The 23,586-nt window shown below is 65.8% G+C and carries 11 protein-coding genes; 7 read left to right on the forward strand and 4 right to left on the reverse strand.

The genetic code is table 11. The features are described 5' to 3' along the window. Positions 1–3,620, reverse strand: a 3,620-nt coding sequence (locus G473_RS28635; RefSeq protein WP_035709245.1) for a beta strand repeat-containing protein, incomplete at its 3' end; no start/stop codon positions are given. A gap of 316 nt (positions 3,621–3,936) precedes the next feature. Further along, positions 3,937–6,657, reverse strand: coding sequence for a glycosyltransferase (locus G473_RS0123665; protein ID WP_029015137.1), 2,721 nt, complete (start codon positions 6,655–6,657; stop codon positions 3,937–3,939). Positions 6,658–6,757: 100 nt separating this feature from the next. On the opposite strand from G473_RS0123665, the gene G473_RS29675 reads away from it, so the two are divergent. Next, the gene (locus tag G473_RS29675) at positions 6,758–9,862 is read left to right on the forward strand and encodes a glycosyltransferase (RefSeq protein ID WP_051330666.1); all 3,105 of its coding nucleotides are present in this window, start codon (positions 6,758–6,760) and stop codon (positions 9,860–9,862) included. Then, positions 9,859–11,592, forward strand: coding sequence for a tetratricopeptide repeat protein (locus G473_RS0123675; RefSeq protein WP_029015138.1), 1,734 nt, complete (start codon positions 9,859–9,861; stop codon positions 11,590–11,592). Before G473_RS29675 ends, G473_RS0123675 begins: the two co-directional genes overlap by 4 nt. Here G473_RS0123675 and G473_RS0123680 read toward each other — a convergent pair. Further along, on the reverse strand, positions 11,570–13,459 hold the full coding sequence (locus tag G473_RS0123680) for an O-linked N-acetylglucosamine transferase, SPINDLY family protein (RefSeq protein WP_051330667.1): 1,890 nt from the start codon (positions 13,457–13,459) through the stop codon (positions 11,570–11,572). The two genes, G473_RS0123675 and G473_RS0123680, sit on opposite strands and share 23 nt — an antisense overlap. A 274-nt stretch (positions 13,460–13,733) precedes the next feature. On the opposite strand from G473_RS0123680, the gene G473_RS0123685 reads away from it, so the two are divergent. The 5 genes from G473_RS0123685 to G473_RS0123705 all read left to right on the forward strand — a co-directional run bounded on the left by G473_RS0123685 (position 13,734) and on the right by G473_RS0123705 (position 21,750). After that, entirely contained in the window at positions 13,734–15,197 is a 1,464-nt protein-coding gene (locus tag G473_RS0123685) for a tetratricopeptide repeat protein (RefSeq protein ID WP_029015140.1), read from the forward strand. Positions 15,198–15,360: 163 nt separating this feature from the next. Further along, positions 15,361–17,994 (forward strand): autotransporter outer membrane beta-barrel domain-containing protein, encoded by a 2,634-nt coding sequence (locus G473_RS0123690; protein WP_029015141.1) that lies wholly within the window; start codon positions 15,361–15,363, stop codon positions 17,992–17,994. Positions 17,995–18,013: 19 nt separating this feature from the next. Continuing rightward, positions 18,014–19,498, forward strand: coding sequence for a tetratricopeptide repeat protein (locus G473_RS28645; RefSeq protein WP_245580321.1), 1,485 nt, complete (start codon positions 18,014–18,016; stop codon positions 19,496–19,498). A gap of 49 nt (positions 19,499–19,547) precedes the next feature. Then, complete coding sequence (locus G473_RS0123700) at positions 19,548–19,826, forward strand: hypothetical protein (protein WP_029015142.1); 279 nt, start codon at positions 19,548–19,550, stop codon at positions 19,824–19,826. Positions 19,827–19,851: 25 nt separating this feature from the next. Then, positions 19,852–21,750, forward strand: a complete 1,899-nt coding sequence (locus tag G473_RS0123705) for a tetratricopeptide repeat protein (RefSeq protein ID WP_029015143.1) — start codon at positions 19,852–19,854, stop codon at positions 21,748–21,750. Here G473_RS0123705 and G473_RS0123710 read toward each other — a convergent pair. Beyond that, on the reverse strand, positions 21,734–23,500 hold the full coding sequence (locus G473_RS0123710) for a tetratricopeptide repeat protein (protein ID WP_029015144.1): 1,767 nt from the start codon (positions 23,498–23,500) through the stop codon (positions 21,734–21,736). The two genes, G473_RS0123705 and G473_RS0123710, sit on opposite strands and share 17 nt — an antisense overlap. Positions 23,501–23,586 lie beyond the last annotated feature (86 nt).

Below are 23,586 nucleotides of genomic sequence, written 5' to 3' on the forward strand. Positions count from 1 at the left end.
ACGGTGACGACACCGGTGGTGGCATCAATCGCGAAGCGGCCACCGGCATTGTCGGTCAGGCTATAGGTGACAGTGCCGCCATTGACGTCGGTCGATGTGGCCGTGATGCCAACCAGGGTGCCATTGGTCGCCCCTTCGGCAACGCTGTTGGCGGCGTTGTTACCGTCGGTCGGCTGGCTGGGCGCCGCGTTGGTGATGGTGATGGTGAAGGTCTGGCTGCTGGTGGCCGTCCCATCGCTGGCCTGGGCCGTGATCGTGTAGCTGGTGGCGGTTTCATAATCCAGCTTGGTGCCGTCGGCGACGGTGACGACACCGGTGGTGGCGTCAATGGCGAAGCGGCCACCGGCATTGTCGGTCAGGCTGTAGGTGATGCCGCTGAGGCCATTCGGTTCAGAGACGGTCAAGCCCACCAGCGTGCCGTTCGCGGCGCCTTCGACAACGCTGTTGGCCGTGCTGTCGCTATCGGTCGGCGTGCCCGGCACGGCCGCGGTGGTGAGCAGCGTCGCACCGCCCACATTGCTGACGGTGAAATTGGCACTGGTCAGACCGGCGCGACCGGTCAGGGTGATGATGACGGGCGTGCCGGAACCAATGGTGACGATGGCATCGGCGCCGCTATCGACCACGGAAATATCGCCGATGGAATAGGTGGCACCAGAGATGCGGATCGTATCAACGCCATCAGTGAAATCGGTGATGGTGTCGCCGTCGGTCACGTCGAACAGATCGCTGCCTGCGCCACCGGTCATCGTGTCGGCGCCAGAGCCGCCGATCAGCGTATCATTGCCAGCCCCGCCGATCAGGGTGTCGTTGCCGGCCCCGCCATCAATCAGCACATTGATCGAACCGGCTGCCGCCGGGAAGCCGGGGCCGGCGGTGGCGACGGTGATCACGTCATTGCCAAAGCTGCCGGTAACGGTTTCCAGCAACCAGACGGTCATCGTATTGCCGGAGCTGCCCACCCTGAGAACATCAATGCCGGCTCCCCCGATCGCGGTTTCGACCAGGGAAATGGCCAGGGTGGAGCCCGTGCTGGAAAGCTGGGTGACAACGTCTGTACCGCTGCCGCCGCGCAGCGTTTCCACCGCAGAGACGGCGATGCTGTTGCCGCCTGCGCCGAGGGACAGGCTGTCCGCACCGCTGCCGCCAATGACGCTTTCAACCTGCGAAACGCTGATTGTGTTGCCGCCATCGACCAGGGTCACCAGATCGGTGCCGCCGCTGCCCACCAGGCTTTCAACCTGGGATATCAGCATGGTGCTGCCGCCATTGCCGGCGATGGTGACCAGATCGGTCTGGGCACTGCCGGTCAGCGTCTCCAGCGCTGCCACCGAAATGGTGGCCCCTTGCGCCAGGGTGACGATATCGACCCCGCTGCTGCCGATGGCCGTTTCGATCCCCGCCAGGGTGATCGCGCCACTGGACCCAAGCAAGACGGTATCGTTGCCGCTGTTACCGGTGAGGCTTTCAATCTGCGACACCAGCATGGTGCTGCCGCCATTGCCGATGACGGTAATGGCTTCACTCTGCGTGCTGCCGATCAGCGTCTCCAGCAGTTGCACCGCCAATGTGGTGCCCTGGGTCTGCGTCAGGGTGATGATATCGGTGCCGCCATCACCAATGACGGTTTCATAAGGCAGGACAACATCGCTGCTGCCACCGGAGGCCGGCATGTGCAGCACGTTGGAGACGCCGCCGATGACAATGGTCTGCGCTACACCACCCACGGCGATGGTCTGCGTCGCGGTCCGCACCGTCTCCACGCCCGAGACATAGAGGGTGGCCGCCGCCATATCGACGAAGATATCGTCGGTGCCGGTGCCGCCGATCAGCGTTTCCACGTTGCTGACAACCGTGGTGTTGCCGTTGCTGCCCAGCGTGATGACGTCAAGGCCGCTGCCGCCGACCAGCGTGGACAGGCCAGAGACGAGGATGGTGTTCCCGGCATTATCGGCCAGGACGGCGCTGTGACCGCTGCCGATCAGGGTTTCAACACCTGAAACCAGGGTTTGCTTGGCGGGATCGGTATTCGCGGCGAGCTGCACCACATCCTGGTACGCACTGCCGATGATCGTCTCGATATCCTGGAGCGTGAGGGCGGTTGCCGCACTCTGCAAGATCACCATATCGTCGAAAGCAGAGGCCCCGATCAGGGTGCCCAGCATGTCGATATTGAGTGTCGAGCCTGCCGTCTGGCTGGCGCTGATCATATTGGCGGCGTCGCCACCAACCAGCGTCTCAACGGATTCGATGGTAGCAGTGGTGCCGATGCCGGACAGAAACTGGACCGTATCTGCACCATTGGTGCCAATGATTGTTTCCACCGCTGCTGTCGTCACCGTACCAGTGGTCGCGAACTGGATGGTATCGACATTTTTGCCGCCGATGATGGTCTCAATACCCTGAAGCAGGGTCGTATTGGCAAAGCTGCCGACGGCGCCCAACTGGACGTAATCATTGCTGCTGGTGCCAATCAGGGTTTCGACCAGGGAGATGGTTGTGGTGCTGCCGCCGGTCTGGTCGATCTGCACAACATCGCTGGTGGCAACCGAAGAACCGATAATCTCCTCAATCATCGACACATTGATGGTGTTGCCGTTCGTGGCGCCGGGGGCCGACATCGCGATCGTGTCGTATTGCGCGGTGCCGATCAGCGTTTCCACCATCGACACGAACATCGTCCCCATGCTGGTGGCCGTAACCAGGGCCGTGCTGCCGGTGATGGGGGTCGTTCGCCGTTCTTCAATCGTGACCACATCGACGCCGTCGCTGCCGATCAGCGTATCGATATCAGCGATGGTGATGGTGGTGTTGGTATCGCCCAGGATCAGTGTGTCGCGCCCGCCAGAGCCGCCGGCAAACATCTCGATGCCCTGCACCATCAGCGTCATGCCGCCGGTGCGCAAGTTGGCGGTGCCCGTCTGGAAGCCATTGGTGACGATATCGTAGCCGGCGCCACCGATCAGCGTTTCCAGGAACGCGATCCCCATCGTGTTCCCGCCATTGCCCAGGCTGACGACGTCGGTCTTGCTGCCATTGCCCAGAATATACTCGAAATTGATGACCGTCGTTGTCTGGCCGTTCGCCGTAGCGACGCTGGCCAACAGATCACTGGCGCCATTGCCGATGATTGTCTCAAACAGGCCGACCACAGTGGTGGTGCCGATCGTGTTGGTTGAGATGACGACATCGTTGCCATCACTGCCCAGCAGGCTTTCGATGAAGCTGACGGAAATGGTGTTGCCGCCGGTATTGGCCAGTGTGATGAAATCGGTGCCGGTGGCACCGCCGATGAAGGTCTCAACATTACTGACCCGCATCGTATTGCCGGTGCTCAGGAGGATCAGGGTGTCCGCGCCGACATTGCCGATAATGGTTTCAAGATAGGAGATGCCCAGCGTGTTACCGCCGGTCCCGCCGAGGGTGACCGTCTCCTTTGCCGTTGCGCTTTTGGCACCGTAGAGATGGTCAATATTAGTGACGGTCAGCGTCTGACCGGCAGTGTTGAGCTGAACACCCTGGGTGCCGCTGCCCACGCCCACAATGAACGAATAGACGACACCCGTCGAAAGTGTCACGTCCGCGCCGCCCGAAAGGGTCAGGGTACCGCCAGCAGCCATCTCAAATCCCCACTTGGTACTGATTGAAGGGACACACCCAAAAGAGGTGTTCCCCCTCATCCGATTTAGGGTCGGACAAATTTTTACACATTAAGAGGTATCGCTGGATGCCATTTGTATGGCAACCAAAAAAGCACTATTTCGGGAAAATAGGGGCTGTCTGAAGAACAAGTCACAGTCTCTCTCAACTGCAAAGCCCCATAAAGTGATTCTATGACGCAAACACAGGTAAGATTTCTTTAATAGGTTACTGGAACGTTAATGGCACGGATAGCAGATTTATACTTGTTAACGTGTATGCTGCATGTGCGTTTTGTTAACGCATTAATGCGGATGATGACCAAGGGTCGTAGGGGATCAGGGTGCCTGTCGCGCGGTCCGGCCGGAGGAATGCCCTGGCCTGAGGGTTCAGCAACCCAGCAGTAAAGGAAAAGGTGCTGTTGGAGATGGCCAGGATGTCGGCCGCGCACAAGGCTTGGAAATCATCCAGAAACTCGGCCCCCTTTATCGGCTCCATACCCAGGCTCGCAGCCGTCAGCGGTTGATAAGGAGCGAAGGCCGCCAGGCTGTTGGCATCATCCGTGGCGATATAGAGGGCGGGTCGCTCAAGCCGTGGCCAGATCGTCGCCAGCCAGTCCAGATACCAGGCTTCCGGCGCCACCCAGAACTGTCCCCAGCCATAGTCGCCGCGCCGCAGATGCAGGGCGACGATGGTATCGCCAGCTTCCCGCAGCCGCTCCGTCACCTGTGCCATATGCTGCTGCCAGCGCGCGCCGCTTGTAAAGAAACGGCGGAAACTTTCGGCCAAGGGGGCAAGCGGGCTGGTATCGCCGCAGAAATAGCCGTCGATATCGTGGCCGGCGGCGGTGGGGGCGGCATCCGGCAGCAGCCCCGCGGCCAGACCGGCTTCTTCCTCTGACAGTCGGGGCAGGGCGGGGCCGGGCAGCGGATCATCCAGATCGAACAGGTGGCGACCGATCCAGGGTGGGGTTTCCAGGGTCAGGCCGTGGCGCTGTGCGTAAAGCCGGGCGATTCCGTATTGGAGAATTTGGTTGCCGAATCGGCCATTGCTGCCCAGCCGGGTCAGGGCCAGCCGCTTTTCATCATCCGCTGCCCGTGCGCGGGGCGTTGGCGCTGGCCCCCATTGGTCGCCCAGCAGCAGCAGGGCCCGGCGGGTGAAAGCCTCTCCAAAACCCGGATTGCAGGCGATGGCCCGGTCCCAAGCGGCCAGCGCCTCTTGCCTGCGCTGCAGGGCTTCCAGTGCGGCGGCCCTGGCTGAATGGGCATCATAGAGGCCGGGGGAAAGCGCGGTGGCCCGGTCGGCGGCGGCCAGGGCCGCCACGGCGTCCCCCTTCTCCAGCAGCAGGCCCGACCATTCGGCCTGATATTCCGCCAGGGTGGGGGACAGGGTGACGGCCTGGTGCAGGTTTTCTTCCGCCTCCGTCCTCTGGCCCAGGCGGCGCTGAACGCGGCCCAGCAGGAAACGCGCATTGGCGTTGGTGGGCGCCAGTTCCACGGCGCGGTGCAGATGGGGCAGCGCTGCGGCGGCATCCCCTTCTTCCGCCAGCAGCAGCCCCAGATTGACACGGGCCGATGCCGCGTCCGGGCGCAGGCCGGCCGCACGGGCGAAAGCGGTTTTCGCCTCGTTCTGGCGCAACAGGCGATGGGCGGTCATGCCCAGTTCAAACCAAGCGGCGGACAGGCTGGGGGCCAGCGCCGTGGCCCGGCGCAGCAGGGCATGGGCGGCGGGATGATCGCCTGTCCCGGTGCGTTCCCGCGCCATGGAAACCAGCGCCGTGGCCGTACCGATCCGGCCGCGTTCCGTCGCCTCCTGCCCGGCGGCCAGGGCGTGCAGGCGGCGGCGGATCAGGATTTCGATGGCCATGAAGCGGGCGTCGCTTTCCTGCCCTTCCCCGGGTCGGCGACCGCTGATCATCTCTGCCTGCAACCGGTCCAGCACATTGCCGGGGCTCATCCGGTAGAAGACCGTCTGCACACCGATCTTCACACCCTTCAACAGCAGGGTGATGGCGCGGGAGTAAGCAACATCCTCTGCTCTGGCCGGACAGAACGGCGCCTCCTCCGCAAAGCCGCCGGTGCGCGCATGGGCTTCCCGCCGGATGCAGAGGTTGCAGGGATAGGTGCGGATCGACGCTTCGCGCCATGCCGTGGAGACCTGCGCGTCAATCCGGTCGAACAGCATGTCGGTGCGTACATAATCCCAATCCGGATTGGCATCCAGCGCGCCAGCGGTGATGTGGAAATGCCGTTCCAGGAACCGGTCATCGGCATCCAGAAACCAGAGATAGGGGCCCAGGGCTGCCGCCACGCCAGCATTGCGCGCCCGGCCCGCCCCCTGGTTCTGGTTATTGACGATCAGGGCCAGCCCCTGGTCGGGATGCGCCCGGCCCCAGCGGCGGACGATATCCACCGTATCGTCGGGGGAGCCATCATCCACCACCACAATATAAACCTGGGCATCTTCCCGTCCCGAGGCGGTGCGGTAATGGGAAAGCGTGGCCAGGATGCTGTCCAGGCTTTCCACGATGGTTGCGGCGGCCTTGAAGGCCGGGATGACCACGGTGCCGATGACGCCATATTGCTGGCGATGGGTGTCGATCGCCTTCATCGCCATGGCCAGGCCGCTCTCTTCCGGCACCGTGATGCCGGCACGCGGCAGCATGGCGATGGCATCGCCCTCCCGGTCCTGGATCAGCCAGACCGTGGCCAGCAGCCGGGCCAGATGGCCCGATGGCGGGATGAAGCTGGCCAGCCATTCCAGATCCTGCACCGCCTGATCAAAATGACCGGGGTTCAGCAGGGTGGAAATCTGGTTCAGCGCCACATGCAAGGAGGCTTCCACCTGCTGATCGAAGACCTGTTTGTCCTGGTGCAGGCGATAGGCGCGGCGATAAAGGCGTATGGCCTGCATTCCATCGCCGGCATCCCGCCGATGCACGGCCAGGGACTGGAGCGCCAGAAGATGGGTCGGATCATTCACCAGCAGGCGGCGGGATTCCTCCGCGTTGATCAGCATGGCTTTCCCCGGCCCGGTTTCGTCGCGTCTATGCGTCCCATAGCAGTCAAATTATGCTAACAGGAAGAAAAAGCGGAACGATAGTGCGGTCCATAGGGTCATGAAACTCGCCTTCCTCGACACGACCTTCGGCGATTACACGCCCGATACAGTGCGGACCGCCCCGCTGGGCGGCACGCAATCGGCCGTCTGCTATCTGGCCCCCGCCCTGGCGCGGCTTGGGCTGGATGTTACGCTGGTGAATGGCACCACAATGCCCGGCAGGGTGGAGGGGGTTTCGTGCCATCATCACAGCACCATGCCCATATCCCGGCTGTCCGGGTTTGACAGGCTGGTGGTGATGGGCGGCTGTGATGCGGAGGGGGTGCGCGGGCTGCGCGCCGCCCTGACTGATGGCCGGCGGCTGGTGCTGTGGACCCAACATGCTGGTGATCAGCCGGCGGTGGCCGGGCTGGCCGACCCCGCCATCGCCAGCATGTGGGACGCCTTTATCTTTGTCAGCCGCTGGCAGCGGGAGGATTTCATCCGCCGCTTCCGGCTGCCCCGGCATCGCTGCCATATCCTGCGCAACGCGCCGTCACCCTGTTTTGCGGATCTGTTTCCTGCCGAGGCGGACATTGTCGCGGCCAAACCCTGGCCGCCCATCCTGGCCTATACCAGCACGCCCTTCCGGGGGCTGGATGTGCTGCTGGCCGCCATGCCACGCATCCGGGCCGCCCTTCCCGGCACGCGGCTGCGCGTTTATTCCTCCCTGGAAACTTATCAGGTGCCGCTGGCGCGCGACCCCTATGGCGCGCTGTATGACCAGTGCCGCCGGACCGATGGGGTGGAATATATTGGCGGTGTGACCCAGCCGGTGCTGGCGGCTGGCCTGCGCGATGTCACGGCCCTGGCCTATCCCAACCGCTTTGCCGAAACCTCCTGCATCAGCGTGCTGGAAGCGATGGCCGCCGGCTGCCTTGTCGTCTCCAGCCGGCTGGGTGCGCTGACGGAGACGGCTGCCGGCTTTGCCCGGCTGCTGCCGGTGCCGGCTGATCCGGCGGACCATGCCGCCCGCTTTGCTGATGCGCTGGTGGATGAGTTGCGCCGCCGCCGGGATGATCCTGCCGGCACTGCCCGCCACCTGCGGGCCCAGATGGGGCAGGCCGATGCCGCCGGGGGCTGGAACCGGCGGGCCGCGCAATGGCTGGCCTGGTTGCAGGATGCCACGGTCTGGCAGGCACCGCCGGCTGACGTGCCGGGCCTGCTGGCCCGGCTGCGCGGCCCGGCGATGGTGGAGCATCATGACGGGATGGTGGATATCTGCGCCCAGGTGCTGGCGCTGGACCCGGCCCATCTGGGGGCGTGGCGGGTATTGATGCAGGTACAGGCGGCACAGGGGCGGGCGACCGACGCGCTGCTGGCGCTGGGGCGCGCCCACCGGTTGGCCGGGCCGGTGCCGATGGCGGAATGGCAGGGCTGGATGCCGGCGCTGCTGGCCGGTGCAGCGGCGGGGGAGGATGGGGCGTCTTTGGCCCGGCGTGTTGCGGCGCTGCACGGGGTCTGGCCGCTGCTGGCCAAGGGGGCCTTTGCCGATGGGCTGGTGGCAGCCGCCCGGCAGGTGGCGCTGCAGGCCCAGAATGCCGGGGACGCGCCCGCCCTGCTGGCGGCCTGCCTGCTGGTGGCGGATGCCGTGCCGGACGATACCGGCATCCGGCTGGCCGCCGCTGCTGCCGCCCACGGCATGGGCGATCATGGGCTGGCTTTGACCCTGGCAGATGCGGCTTTGCGGATTGACAGCGCGGCGGTGCTGTCCACCAAACAGGCCCGTTCGCTGTTGTCCGGTTGGCTGGAAGCGGCGGAGAGCGCCACCCTGGCCAGCGCAAGCTCCCTGGATGGGACGGAGGCCGCCCGCCTTTTCCCTGCCATGGCCCAGGTCGCGGCGGCCTTGGGCGAGGATGCCAGCCTCGCCCGGCAGGCGGCGGCCACCCGTGACGCCAACCAGCGCCATGCCCTGCTGCTGCGCATGGTGGCGGCACGCCACCGGCTGAAGGGGCGGCGGGCGGAACAGGTGGAACTGTTGCGGCAGGCAGCATCGCTTGGCTGTGACGGGGAGGCAGGCACAAGGCTCAATCAGGCGCGGCTGGCCCTGGCGCAACGCCTGATGCTGGAAAATCTGGGATCGGTGATGACCGATGGGGCCAATGGTCGCCTCAAGCCCGGCTGGCAGGCACAAGCATCGGCCCTGATCGGGCAGATCGGCCAATCGCTGCATCTGGACGATAATGACGAGGGCGAGCGGTCCGTGATGTGGGGCACGTTGCGCGGCTATGATGCCTTCCTGTCCTGGTTCAACGCCACCGGTGCCATCACCCCGACCCTGCCGACCCCGCCGCCGGGCGGGCGCAAGATCTATGATTGTTTCCAGTTCTATAATGAGCTGGACCTGCTGGAATTGCGGCTCGCCGAACTGTCGCCCGTGGTCGATCATTTCGTGCTGGTGGAGGCGACCTATACCCATGCCGGCACGCCCAAGCCGCTTTATTTCGCGGAAAACCGCCAGCGCTTCGCCGCCTATGCCGACAAGATCATCCATGTCGTGGTGGCCGATGATCCCGGCGGCTTTGCCTGGATGCGGGAAGGGCACCAGCGTCAGGCGATCCTGCGCGGCCTGACCGCCGCCGGGCCGGACGATATGGTGATCATCAGCGATGCGGATGAAATTCTGCGCCCGTCCGTGGTGCAGCATCTGCGCGATGCTGGGCCGGGCAACCCCGCCCTGTTCGCCCCGGAACTGGATATCTATCTCTATTTCCTGAACCTGCGGTCCCCCGATCCCTGGATATCGGTGGCGGCGGCCCCCTATGGGCTGGTGCAGCGGGTGGGGGCCAACAATATGCGCTATCTGGCCAAGCAGCGTATCGGCCAGCCCCTTCCCGCCGCCGGCTGGCATTTCACCTGGATGGGCGGGATCGACCGGTTCCTGGCCAAGCTGGACGCCTTTGCGCATCGGGAGATGATTGGCAGTTTCGGGCAGGATGATGCCGCCAACCGGGCGCGGCTGGAACGGTTCTTCGCCACCGGGCGGTTTGATGAAGGGGCCATTCCCGGTATGTGGACGGCCCTGGCCCGCGTGCCGATCGACGATCATTTCCCCGCCGCCCTGCGCGCTTTGCTGCCGGATTTCATCGCCAAAGGCTGGGTTGCCCCGGAGGGGACGGGATGAGCGGCGGCACTGATCCGCAAGGTGCGGCGGAAGCCGAATATCGCCGCGCGCTGCAGGATCGGCCGGAAGACCCGGACCTGCTGAGCGCCCTGGGTGCGCTGGTGCTGGCGCGGGGTGATGCGGCGGGGGCCGTGCCGCTGCTGGCCCGGTCGCTGCGGCGGCGGCATGGCAATGCGGCGGCCTTCACCAACCTCTGCACAGCCCTGCGGTCGCTGGGGCAACTGGATCAGGCCGCCATTGCCGGGCGGGAAGCGGTGCTGATCGACCCCGACATGGACATGGCCCAGCATAATCTGGCCAGCGTGCTGCTGGACCTGGGCGACCATGAAGGGGCGCTGGTGCCGCTGCGCCGCTATATCGCGCGGATGCCGGACAGTGCCTTGCAGCGCTTCCTGCTGGCATCATCGCTGATGGCATTGGGGCGTGATGGGGAAGCGGAAACCGTGTGGCGCGACCTGCTGCGCCTGACGCCGAACGACGCCCGCGCCCATGTCAATCTGGGTGTCACCCTGAAGAACCAGCAGCGCTATGGGAAAGCGGTGGACGCCTATCGCCGGGCACTGGTGCTGACCCCGGATGAGCCGGCGACGCTGAACAATCTGGGGCTGGCCCTGTCACAGGATGGCAGGCGCGATGAAGAGGCAGCGGCCTGGCTGCGCCGGGCCATAAGATTGAAGCCGGATTTCGCCGATGCCTGGCTCAATCTCGGGCTGGTGCTGCGCAACCAGAACCGTATCGACGCGGCCATGGATTATTGCCGCCAAGCGCTGGCCGCCGATCCCGCCCATGCGCCGGCCAACACATTGCTGGCGACCTGCCTGTTGTTGAAAGGGCAGGTGCGGGCGGGGTTCGCCGCCTATGAATGGCGCACGCGGCTGAAGGAATATGCGCGCCCCGAACAGCCCTATCCCTCGCCCGTCTGGAAAGGCGGCGATCCCGCCGGGCTGACCTTGCTGGTCCATGATGAACAGGGGCTGGGCGATGGGATACAGTTTGCCCGCTTTGCCCCGCTGCTGGCACAGCGCGGGGCGCGGGTGGTGGTGGAATGCGCCCGCCCGCTGGCCCGCCTGTTCGCCAGCCTGTGCGGCATTGACGGCGTGGTGGCGCGGGGCGATCCGCTGCCGTCCCACGACGCCCATGTTTCGATGATGAGCCTGCCGCATCGGCTGGGGCTGGACGACATCCCCGCCCCGGTGCCGTATCTGGCGGCAGAACCGGGGCTGGTGGCGCATTGGGCGGCGCGGCTGGCGGGTGGTGGCGGTCTGAAGGTGGGGCTGGTCTGGGCCGGCAACCCGGATTTCAAGGATGATCGCCGCCGCTCCCCCGGATTGGCGGCCTTCCTGCCGCTGCTGGATGTGCAAGGCGTGCAGTTCTTCGCCCTGCAGAAGGGGGGTGGACGCCGCGATCTGGCCGGGATGGCCGGGCGGCTGGGGCCGCATTTCACTGATCTGGGGCCGGCGATTGCGGATTTTGCCGATAGTGCCGCCATCATGGCCAATCTTGATCTGGTCATTTCCTCCTGCACCGCACCACCGCATCTGGCCGGTGCGATGGGCCGCCCGGTCTGGACCGTGCTGCCGCTGAATGCCGATTGGCGCTGGCTGGAGGCGGGGGAGGACAGCCCCTGGTATCCGACCATGTGCCTGTTCCGGCAGGAAAAGCTCGGTGATTGGGGGCCGGTAATGGCGCGGGTGCGCGACGCCCTGGTCAGGCGCGTGGCGGCAGGCTGAGGGTGTCCGGCGGCAGGCCCGCCCGGTGGCGGGCCCACATCATCCGGTAGGCATCTTCCAGATGCGCCGTGAAGCGCGGCGTGTTGAACAGGGGGGCCGTGGGGCGCACCTGTTCCAGATGTTGCCGCAGACTTGCCAGCCGTGTGGCATCCCGCGCCAGTGCCAGGGCCAGCGCTTCATATTCTGCCGCATCGGTGGCAACCAACTCGGCCAGCCCGACGGCGCGCAGCAGGCTGGCCGATACGCGGGCGGCAAAGCCATCACCCAGCAGGGCCACCACGGGCACGCCCATCCACAGCGCATCCGACGTGGTGGTGTGGCCGGTATAGGGGAAGCTGTCCAGGCAGAGGTCGATGGCTCGATAACGCGCCAGATGCACCGCTAACGGTGCCGGGCCGGCAAAGGCCAGCCGGGCCGGGTCCACCCCGGCCTGTTGTGCGGCTGCCCGCAGGTTCCCGGCGGCGGCCCCGTGCGGATTGTACAGCCACAGGCAACTGTCCGGCACGGCGCGCAGCAGCCGCATCCACAGCGCGAACAGGGCGGGATTGAGCTTCTGCGGCGTATGCAGCGCGCCGAACACAAAGCCCCGTTCCGGCAGGCCCAGGGCGGTGCGGTCGGGTGCCACGGTGGGCAGGGGGCGCTTGCGGTCATTCACCTGATAGCAGTCAGGCAGGATGGCCAGCTTCTCATGATAAAAGGGTTGGTGATCGGGTGGCGTCACCACCGGATCGCCGATCAGATAATCCAGCACCCCACCGCCGATTGTGCCGGGATAGCCCAGATAGGCCACCTGTATCGGGGCCAGCCGGCGTGACAGCAAATCCAGCCGCCCGCCCGCCGTATAGCCTTTCAGGTCCACCAGAATATCCACCTGCTCTGCCGCTGCCCAGGCCGCGACCTGCCCGCTGCCCATGCCGGCCAGATCGTGGAAACCGTCCACAGCATCCTGGATGCGCTGGCGGATGGCGCTGCCATCTTCCCTGCCATAGCTGCCGGCCAGGATGCGGAAACCCTGCCGGTCATGCTGTTCAAACAGTTCCGCAATCAGATAGGCGGTGGCATGGTCGTGGAAATCGGCGGAAAGATAGGCGACGGTTAACCGGTCCTTATCCTTGTCACCCCAAGGTGGGGCCGCAGGGGAAACAGAGGAAGGCGTCTGGCCCTGCTGGCTCCACACACGCTCGGCGGCGCGGCGTTGCTGCGCCGGGCTGGCCCCGATCCATTGTGTTAACAGGGGCAGGGCGGGGCCGCCCTGGTCGATACGTGTCAGCAGGCGCTGACGCTGCCCATCATAATCCCGCCAGTCAGCCGCCAGCAGCTGGCAGGTGAAAGCTTCATCCTGCGTCAGGGGAAAGGCCGGGTCGGTGCGATAGGCGCGGTCGAAGGCGGTGGCGGCCCCCACCGCATCGCCCGCCTGACGCCGCGCATGGCCCAGGGCCCGCCAGGCGGCGGACAGGCCCGGTGCCAGCACCAGCGCGCGCCGGCAATCCCCGATCGCTGCTGCCCCTTCCGGCCGCAGCAGGGCGCGGCTGGCCCGCCAGCCGGCATTGTCCGGCGACAGGGCCAGGGCATGGTCCAGCAGGCGGGCGGCTTGCTTTACGGCCCCCTGGCGTTGCCGGATGGCCGCCAGATTGCCATAGGCATCGGCGATGGCGGGTGACAGCACCAGGGTGCGCCGGAACAGGTGCGCCGCCGCGTCATTATCCCCCGCTGCCATGCGCAGCACGGCCAGCATGAACAGGCCGCCGACATGGGCGCTGTCCTGCTGTAACAAATGGCGGCACAGGCTTTCCGCTTCAGCCAGCCGGCCCTGGCGATAGGCATCCATGACGGCGCGCAGCAGGTCGGGCGGGGAAGCGGGGGGCAAGGCGTTTTCTCTCCGGGATCGGGCGGCGGGAGCATGAAGGCGTGGGCCGTCATTGCCAAGCCGCTTGTCAGTGCCTGATACCAAGGGGCATGGGACATGACCCTTGGAGGCCGGCGACCGCCGGCCCGCGCACCCATGTGCGCGCAAGCCAAGCTGCCGGAGGCAGCGCCCGGCGATTGAGGGAACGGGTCAATACCAAGAGTCATGATCCGTGGCTCTTGGTATAAGCATGGGTGGCAGCCCGCAAATGGAAGGGGCGGAGGGGAAGCAGGGAATGGCCGACGATTTCCGTCTGCATGTCGAAGCCGGCATCGCCGCCCACGCGGCAGGGCGACCGGGGGAGGCTGCCGGCCATTTCGCCGCCGCTGTGCGCCTGATGCCTGACCATCCCGTGGCCTTGTTCAACCTGGGCATTGCGCTGGAAGATGACGGGCAGGGCTCGGCCGCTTTGCCGGTGCTGGCGGCGGCCCACCGCCTGCGCCCCGACCATCCCCATACGCTGTTCCGGCTGGGCAGCCTGGCCGCAGCGCAGGGGCAGCCGGAACCGGCACTGTCCCTGCTGACCCGGCTGGTACGGCAACAGCCGGATTATCCCGACGCCGCCTTTCGTCTGGGCAACACGCTGATGGCACTGGACCGGCCAGCGGAGGCGGAACGGGCCTATCGGCTGGCACTGGTGCTGCGGCCGGACATGGCATCCATCGCCAATAATCTGGGCGGCGCCATCGGGCGGCAGAAAAGGCCGGAGGAGGCCGCGATCTGGTATCGCTGGGCCATCCGGCTGGCCCCGACCGTGGCGGAATATCACAAGAACCTGGGCACCTGCCTGATGGGCCAGGGCCGCTTGCAGGAAGGCTGGCCGCATTATGACTGGCGCGACCGGCAGGCGGTGTGGGGCTGGAAACGGGATTTCCCCGACCTGCCGCGCTGGGACGGTTCATCCCTGGCCGGCAAGACCATCCTTGTTCATTTCGAACAAGGGCTGGGCGATACGCTGCAATTCATCCGCTATATGTCTGTGCTGAAGCGGATGGGGGCGCGCACCCTGTTCGAATGCCAGCCGGTGCTGCGGGACATACTGGGCTGCGTGCCGGATATTGACCAGTTGATCTGCCATGGCGATCCGCTGCCGCCCGCCGATTGCTTTGCCCCGTTGATGAGCCTGCCGGGCCTGTGCGGCACGGAGGCGGACAGCATTCCGGGTGGCAACCGGCCTTATCTGCATCCCCCCGTCGATCTGGTCGCCGCCTGGGCACAGCGCATCGGGGGGGAGGGGTTCCGGGTTGGCATCAACTGGCACGCCAACGGGCCCGACAGGTCCATCCCGCTGGCCGCCTTTGCCCCCATCGCCGCCATCCCCGGCATCCGCCTGTTCAGCCTGCAGCAGCGTACCGGGCTGGACCCGTTGGCGACGCTGGCCGGCCCGCTGGGTATCACCTGCTTCGCCGATGCGGAACAGGACAATGGTTTCAACAGCTTCATGGACAGTGCCGCCATCATCGCCAATCTGGATCTGGTGATCAGTTGCGACAGCGCCATGATCCATGTCGCCGGTGCCATGGGGCGCCCCGCCCTCCTGGCACTGCCCTGGCTGGCCGATTGGCGCTGGATGCAGCATCCAGAAAGAACACCCTGGTATGACTGCGTCCACATGTTCAGGGCGAAATCCCCCGGTGACTGGCAGAATGTCCTATGCCGAATGGCCAGGAAAATTGCCCCGATGTATCGGAATAATTGATTGGGATTGGCCGAGTAATTAACTAAGTTGCAAGATATTTGCGTGATGATGCGCGGCACATGGTCGTTGTTAGAAAACGGCTTATACGGTATTGAGACTATTCATTAACCGATATGGTTATGTTGTTTAAATGCCGTTAATCAAATTGGGAAGGGCCCTCATTATGGAACGCTTTACTCGCCGGCTGCCGGTTGCAATTCAGGTCGGGGCCGGGATCAAGGCCGCCCTGTTGATGGGTGTGGCAATCCCCGCCGTGATGAGCACGCAGGCCAATGCCGCCACGTGTGACAGCGGTGCGCTGATCTGCAATGGCGGGTTTGAGAGCGTGACCCGGGTTTCCGGTTCCGATGCGGTGATTTTCGATAATTGGACGGCCACTGACCCCAGCGCCGTGCGCGCGGGCGTGGGTGCTGACGGTACCGGCAACAGCGCGGAGTTCCTTTTCTCCACCAATGCGCTGAGCCAGGGTGTCGCCACGACGGCCGGGGCGAAATATACGGTAACCTTCGATTTCAAGAGCGAGGGCGGTGAAGCCCTGAGCGCCTATTTCGGCGACGCGCAGATCTTCAATTATGCCGGCGAGAATGCCGTGCCGACGAACTGGACCACCTACAGCTTCAACGTTCAGGCCTTCAGCGGCCAGTCGGTGCTGCGCTTCGTGGCGGATTCCTTAGGATCGGCCCAGAATATCGACAATGTCGTCGTCACGCTCTGCCCGAGCTGCACATCAAATGATACCGGCAATCTGGGCGCCGTGATCGACAAGAACCAGGCCTTCTACACCACCGAGGACAGTGCCGGCGTTGGCACCAACCTGTCCGGTACCCGCACGCTGACCTTCGATGGCGGTACCCTGCGCCCGGCCAGCGCCGGCGCCCTGGGGCAGGCTGGTCAGCCTGCGACCCTGGCCCTGAACGTGGCCACCACGGGCGGCACCATTGACAATAGCGGCACGAACATCGTGCTGGCCGGCACGATTATCAATACAGCGGCGGCTGCCACGCCCCTGACCCTGACCGGCAGTGGCCAGAACAGCATTGCCAACACCATCACCAATGCCGGCACCCTGGTCGTCGCCTCTACCGGGCAGACCACCCTGTCGGGCGCCATCAACAATGCTGGCGGCACCGTGATCGTACGCAATGGCGGCCAGACCAGCCTGACCGGTGGTGTCACGGGTGGCACCATTGCCGTTGATTCCGGCCAGCTTTACGTCAACAGCACTGCCGCCAGCACCGTGACCGTCGGCACGCAGGGCACCTTGCGCGGCAGTGGCAGCATTGCCGGTGCCACCACCATTTCCGGCACGCTGCGCCCCGGTAACTCCCCCGGTACGCTGACCTTTACCGCGCCGGTGACCCAGGCCGCCGGTTCCACCCTGGCGCTGGATATCGATGGTCCGGGTACGGGCAACGGCGCCGGCAATTATTCCCGCGTCATCGTCACCGGTGCTGGCAACAGCTACACCATCGGCAGCGGTGTGACGCTGACGCCGGTGCTGCGCGGTATCACCTATGCCCCTGGTGAAACGCAGGGCACCAACAGCTATACTTTGAGCCTGGGCCAGCGTCTGGCCGGCGTCATCCAGGCCGAAGGCGGTGTTAACGGCACATTCGCCGCCATCACCCAGCCCACGGCAGGTCTGGCGGCGGGTACGCGCGTTGTCGCCTTGTACAACCCGACCAGCGTCGATCTTTATGTCGCTGCGGCCTCTTATCGCGGGCTGGCCGGCCTGACCGGCAATCAGGCGGCGGCGGGTGCCGTTGTCGATACGCTGGAAGCATCCGGCACCGCTGCGGCGCGGCCGTTGCTGAATGCGCTGATCCCCTTGGGCATGGACGGGCTGGCGGTCGCGCTTGGCGGCGTTTCCGGTGAATTCAACGCCAATCTGCCGCTGGCTGCCGTTGATGTCAGCCGTGGTTTCGGCAACATGGTCGCCACCCGCCAGGGCGGCTTGCATGGCGGTGGCACCGGTTGGCAGAGCTGGGGCCGTGCTTTCGGCAACCGGGCGCGCACCACCGATGATGGCAACAATCCCGGTTTCCGTCACCGCTCGGCGGGCGGCATGGCCGGCCTTGATTATGGCATGAGCGATGAATTCCGCGTCGGCTTCGCCCTTGGCTATGCCGACAGCAAGGTGACGGGTCGCCAGGATAGCGGTCGGGCCAATATCGACAGCTATTATGTCGGCAATTATCTGGGCTGGAGCCGGGATGCCCTGTTCGTCGATGCCCAGGCCGGCATGACCTTCAGCAATTATGAAACGACCCGCGCCATCACCATCGGCAGCACGACCCGCACCGCCAATGGTGAGACCGACGGCAAGAGCATCGGGGCTGGCCTGGAAGCCGGTTACCGTGTGGCCCTGGGCAATGCCGTGATCACCCCGACCGCTTTCCTGCGCTATGATGACAGCGACGCCGACGCCTTCACCGAGACGGGTGCTGACTTCCTGAACCTGTCGGTTGACAGCGACCGGCATGCCGACCTGCGCGGTGGCCTGGGCGTGCGGTTGAGCCATCAGGTGGCGCTGGATAGCGGCGCCGTGCTGCTGCCGGAACTGTCGGCCCGCTGGGAACATGACCTGTCCAAGCCCGGCTACAATACCCGCCAGACCCTGCTGGGGCAGAGCTTCACCGTGCGCGCGGCGGAACCGGGCCGTGACAGCGCGGTGCTGGGTGGCGGCCTGACCATGGCGCTGGCCAATAATCTGCGCCTGTCCGCCCGGTATGATGCGGAATTGAGCGATAACCGCACCCAGCATGCCCTGACCGCCCAGGCCCGGTTCGCCTGGTAAGCAACAGGCGGTTGGCTGAATGAACGCGACATCGAAGAAGAAGCGCGCCCCCACCACCGATCATGGGAAGCCGGCCCCCCAGCCGGCTTCCTCCTCGGGCTCTCAATCGATGGTGGCGGTGGCGGAAGCGCCGCCTGCCACCATCCCCCCCTCTTCCACAACATCCCCGACACCAGCCGCCAGTGAGGATACGCTGCGCCGGCAGGTGGATGAGATGCTGCGCGTCAACCCGCGTGACGGGGCCGCGTGGAGTACCCTGGGCGTGCTGCTGCGCCGGCAGGGACGGAATGAGGAAGCGCTGGTCTGTTACCGGCGCGGGCTGGAATATGATCCGGGCAATGCCGGTACCTGGTCCAACCTGGGCAACCTGCTGACTGACACTGGCCACCATACGGAAGCAGCCGACGCCCATGCCCGGGCGATGCGCCTGCTGCCCGACAGCCCGCAATTACTGTTCAACGCCGCCATCAGCAAACGCAAATCCACTGCCTATCACGAGGCATTGCTGCTGCTTGACAAGGCGTTGGCGGCAGAGCCGAACTCCCCCGCCCTGCGCTGGGAACGGGCGCTGACCTTGCTGCAGGTCGGCCATTATCCGGAAGGGTTCCGGGATTATGAATATCGCCGCCTGATTGCCAGTTACCGCACCAGGCCGACGCCTGGCACGCCCTGGGATGGCAGCCCGCTGAACGGGCGGCGCATCTTTTTGTCCACCGAGCAGGGGTTTGGCGACACGTTGATGGCCGCGCGCTACGTGCCGCTGGTCAAGGCGCGGGGCGGGCGTATCCTGTTTGAATGCCATCCCGAACTGCGCCGGGTGCTGGGCGGGCTGCCGGTTGATGAGTTTGTCCCCGCCGGGTCGGCCTTTCCCGATTTTGACGTCCAGACCTCGCAGATGAGCCTGCCTTATCTGTGTGGCACCACCATCGATGCGGTGCCGCCGCCGGTGTCACTGCATATCCCGCCCGATGCACGCGCCAAGGCGGCGCGGGTGCTGGGACCGGCGGAACCGGGGACGCTGCGCGTCGGCATCATCTGGTCGGGCCGGATCACCTTTGCCGATAATGCGCGGCGCGCCACCAGCCTGTCGCGGTTCCTGCGCTTTGGGGCCGTGCCGGGCGTGCGGCTCTACAGCCTGCAGAAGGGGCCGCCGGAAGAACAGTTGGCCGGGTTGGCCTCCCCCCTGCTGGTGACGCCGCTGGGCCCGCATATTGATGATTTCGCTGACACCGCCGCGCTGGTGGAGCAACTGGATCTGGTCATCATGACCGACAGTTCCACCGCCCATCTGGCCGGCTCTCTGGGCACGCCGATCTGGAATCTGGTGCAATATATGCCCTACTGGGTCTATGGCGACCGGGGGCAGGGCACGCCCTGGTATCCCAGTATGCGGCTGTTCCGCCAGACCAGCGACCTGGATTGGGAACCGGTCTTTCAGGCGGTGACGGCAGCCCTGACGGAGATGGCCCGCGCCAAGGCCGCCGCCAAACCTTGCCGGGCCTGACCGGCTTCTGTATCTGTCTTGCGACATGCGTCACCAGGGGAAACCGGTCATGGGCTATTACGATAAGGTCGAGGAGACCTGGCAGTTGAGCGATGCCGCCCGCGACTATGTGCAAAAGGCAGGCCGCGCGGTGGAAGCAACGGAGTTGTGGGAGAAGCTGTTCGCCCTCTCCCCCCTGGTTGACACTGAACGCACCCTGCGCGAAAGCCCTAAGCTGGATCGGATTTTTCTGAAATCGGTCTATGGGCTGCACTATTCGGCTGAACTGAAGGACTGGATCCCGTTCCGCCATGGGGCCGTCGACCTGACGGATGAAAGCAATATCTGATCCGGGCCAGACGGCGGGCAAGCCGATGACGGCCGACATCCTGGCGGCGGCGCTGGCCGATCATCGCGCCGGGCGGATCGACCGGGCCGCCGCTGCCTATCGGCAAGTGCTTGAGACGGACCCCGGCAATGCCGATGCCCTGCACCTGCTGGGCCTGACCGAACGGCAGGCGGGGCGGCGGGACACGGCGATGGTGCTGATCCACCGGGCCCTGGCCCTGGCCCCGCATTTGATCGAAGCCCGGCTGAACCTGGCCAACATTCTGCTGGCCGGCGGCGATGGGGCAGCGGCCCATGCGCAATGGCGGATGGTGCTGGCGCTGGACCCGGCCAATGCCGCCGCCTGGTATGCTTTGGGGTCCGCGTCCGCCGGCCATGGCGGTGCCGGGCGCGCCGGGGCCATCCGGGCCTTGCGCCGGGCTGGGCGGCTGGCCCCGCACCGGGCCGATATCCAGCATGATCTGGGCCTGCTGCTGCGTCAGCATGACAGGATAGAGGAGGCCATCGCCTGCCAGCGCCGGGCGCTGGAACTCGATCCCACCCTGCTGTCCGCCTGGATGGGGCTGGGCAATGCCCTGCTGGAAAAGGATGATACGGGGGGCGCGCTGATCGCGTTGAAACGCGCGGCCAGCCTGTCCCCCGGCACGCCGGAAATCTGGTTCAACCTGGGCAATCTGCGCTATCGGCTGGTCGATCTGGAGGGCGCGCTGGCCTGCTATCGCCGCGCCGCCCGGCTGGGGTTGGCGGTGGCGCGGTCGCGGGTGGTGGCAGTGCTGCTGGACCAGGGGCAGGACGCGGCGGCAGAGGCGGCCCTGGCTACCTATCTGCCGTTGGATGGCACGGATGTTTCAACCTGCCTGGAACTGCTCTACGCGCTGCTGCTGCGTGGGGACCGCCGGGCGGAGGCGCGCAGCCTGTTCACCCGGCTGGCGACCGTGCCGCTGGCCGGCCGCCACTATGCGATTGAATGCCTGACCGCCCTGTCGGCACTGGATCTGGCGGAAGGGGCCGACCCGGCGGCCGCCGCCGCCCGGCTGGAACCACTGCGCACCGATAATTGCTGGACCTTCACCATCCGCTCCCTGGCCGCCCTGGAACGCACCCGCCGCCAGCAGGGCTGGCACTGGCAGCGCCCGGCCAATCCGACGCCCGACCGGCCGCGCCTGACCTCCAGCACCCTGGGCAACCGGGGGCGCTTTGCCCATAATGTGCTGGAATATGTGCTGATGCGGCTTTATGCGGAAAAACAGGGCTGTGTGCTGGAAACGCCGGATTGGGTAGGCGGCGCCTATTTCGACCTGGATGATCCGGCCCCCAGCGGCCCGCTGCCGCCCTGGCCCTTTGCCCGCCGGGTGTTGAACGCTGCCCTGACGGGGGAAAACCAGGGGCCGGCGGTGGTGGATCGCGACCTGCTGTCGCCGCTGTTTCTCTATGATTACCCGCTGGCATATCGCGATCGGGTGCGGTCCTGGCTGCGTCCGCGCCCGCAATGGTCCCCCTGGATCGACCCGCCGGTCGATACGCTGCGCGCCGTGGGGCGCACCATCGTCGCCATCCATATCCGGCGGGGCGATTTTCTTCAGTATGGCTATCCGGTGACGGAAACCAGTTGGTATGTCGATTGGCTGCGCACCCTGTGGCCGACCCTGGACCGGCCCGTGCTTTATCTGGCCAGCGACGACATCCCGGCGGTGCGCGCCGCCTTCCGGGAATTCCGGCCGGTAACGCTGGACGATGCGGCCCCCTCCTGGCCGGGGCTGGAATATCTGCAGGATTTCCATGTGCTGACCCAGGCCGACATCGTCGGCATCAGTGCGGCCAGCGGCTTCAGCCAACTGGCCGCCCGGCTGAATCAGCGTGCCCGCCTGTGCGTGGGGCCGGACATGGAAGCCGGCGGTATCCGGCCTTTTATTCCCTGGAGTTAATGGCCAGCGCCTCGGCCACCCGCGCCAGCACGGGGGCCCAGTCGCCGCGCCTTTCCTGGCGGAACAGGCGCATGGTCGGGTACCAGATGGTGTCCGTGCGGTCTTCCAGCCAGCGCCAGTCGGGGGAGAAGGGCAGTACCGTCCAGGTCGGCCGCCCCAGCGCGCCGGCCAGATGCGCCGGGCCGGTGCAGGATGTGATGATCAGGTCCAGATTGGCCATGATGGCGGCGGTATCGGCAAAATCCCCGATCTCGGGGCCCAGATCGGTGAAGCAGGCGGGCAGGGGCCCGATCGTTTCCAGATCCCGCCGTCCCGGCCCCTTCTGCAGGCCGAAGAAAGACACGCCCGCCACGTCCAGCAGCGGCCGGAAGGCCGCCAACCCGGGGGAGCGAAGCCGGTCGGCCTTGAATTCCGGATTGCCGGCCCAGACCAGCCCCACCTTCAGCCCGGCAAAGCCTGACAGCCTGGCCGCCCATTCCGCTTCCAGCGCCGGCTCAGTGGCCAGATAGGGCACCTGGGCCGGGATATTATCCACCCGCGCCCCCAGCAGATAGGGCAGGGAGAGCAGCGACACATGGGCATCATGGGGCGGCAGCGGCTGGTACCGGCCCACCACCCGGCCCAAACCCGGCATCTGGGTCAGCAGGCGGGTCAGCTGGCTGTTGCATTCCAGCACAACATCAATGCCCCGATCCCGCAGCAGCGGCAGATAACGCACGAATTGCAGCGCATCACCCACCCCCTGTTCATCATGCACCAGCAGGGTGCGGCCCGTCAGGTCCGACCCGTCCCAGACCGGTGTGGTGAAATCCCGCTTGGGCGAGGGGAAATCCGGCATCCGGCTGCGCCATTCATATTCGGCCAGCCCCTCCGCGTAATCGCCCTGCATCAGCAGCGCCACGGCCAGCGCCGCATGGGCGGCGGCCATGCTGGGATCATGCCGGATGGCGGCGCGGGCGGCGGCTACCGATTCCGCGGTGCGCATTTCCTCCCGGCAGGCGACGGACAGGTTCAGATAGGCGGTGGCGCTGTCCGGCTGGCGGGCAATGGCGCGGTGGAAGCACTCAATCGCCTCTCGATACTGGTCACGGTCCTGCAGCACGATCCCCAGATTGCACAGCAGGCCGGGATCATCCGGCGCAAAACCAAGGGCCGTGCGGTAGCCCGCTTCCGCCTCTTCCAGCCGGCCCAGCCGCCGCAGCGCCACACCCATATTGACATAAGCCGCCACCGACAGCGGCTGCATTCCCAGTAACTCGTACAGCGCATCAATCGCCGCTTCGGCCTGATTGTCCAGGATCAGCAGCCGGGCGAGCTGCAGCCGGGCCTCCCCGGAAAAGGGCCGCAGCAGGATCAATTGCTGTTGCGCCTTGACGGCATCGCCATAGCGCCGCATCTGGTCCAGGGTATTGACCAGATTGACATAGGCATCGGCAAAATCCGGGGACAGCCGCAGGGCCTGTACGCAGGCCTCCAGCGCTTCCTGCATCCGGCCCAGCCGGCGCAGCGCGCTGGCGCGGTTGGAATGATAGGCAGGGTTGGCGGGCTCGGCGGCCAGGGCGGCATCAAGCATGTGCAGTGCCGCCCCCGCGTTCCCCGTTTGCAGATACAGGATACCCAGCCGGTGCAGCGCCTCCCCATGATCCGGCTGCCGGGCCAGCACGGCGCGGTATCCCGCCTCTGCCGGTGCGGTATGGCCGGCATCGTGCTGGGCAACGGCATCTGCCATCAGCGCGGCGATGGTCTGCATGGGTATTGGGCGCTCCGGTTACCGGATTGATCGGGGCAGGGTGCAACGAGGTGGCATTCCGGCATTGCCGGGCCCCGGCGCATTCT

Source organism: Niveispirillum irakense DSM 11586, assembly GCF_000429645.1.
GTDB lineage: Bacteria > Pseudomonadota > Alphaproteobacteria > Azospirillales > Azospirillaceae > Niveispirillum > Niveispirillum irakense.

Coding starts and splice junctions, on each gene's coding strand:
- G473_RS0123665 (WP_029015137.1), bottom strand. CDS start 6,657: ATGCTGATCAACGCGGAGGAATCCCGCCGCCTGCTGGTGAATGATCCG.
- G473_RS29675 (WP_051330666.1), top strand. CDS start 6,758: ATGAAACTCGCCTTCCTCGACACGACCTTCGGCGATTACACGCCCGAT.
- G473_RS0123675 (WP_029015138.1), top strand. CDS start 9,859: ATGAGCGGCGGCACTGATCCGCAAGGTGCGGCGGAAGCCGAATATCGC.
- G473_RS0123685 (WP_029015140.1), top strand. CDS start 13,734: ATGGCCGACGATTTCCGTCTGCATGTCGAAGCCGGCATCGCCGCCCAC.
- G473_RS0123690 (WP_029015141.1), top strand. CDS start 15,361: ATGGAACGCTTTACTCGCCGGCTGCCGGTTGCAATTCAGGTCGGGGCC.
- G473_RS28645 (WP_245580321.1), top strand. CDS start 18,014: ATGAACGCGACATCGAAGAAGAAGCGCGCCCCCACCACCGATCATGGG.
- G473_RS0123700 (WP_029015142.1), top strand. CDS start 19,548: ATGGGCTATTACGATAAGGTCGAGGAGACCTGGCAGTTGAGCGATGCC.
- G473_RS0123705 (WP_029015143.1), top strand. CDS start 19,852: ATGACGGCCGACATCCTGGCGGCGGCGCTGGCCGATCATCGCGCCGGG.
- G473_RS0123710 (WP_029015144.1), bottom strand. CDS start 23,500: ATGCAGACCATCGCCGCGCTGATGGCAGATGCCGTTGCCCAGCACGAT.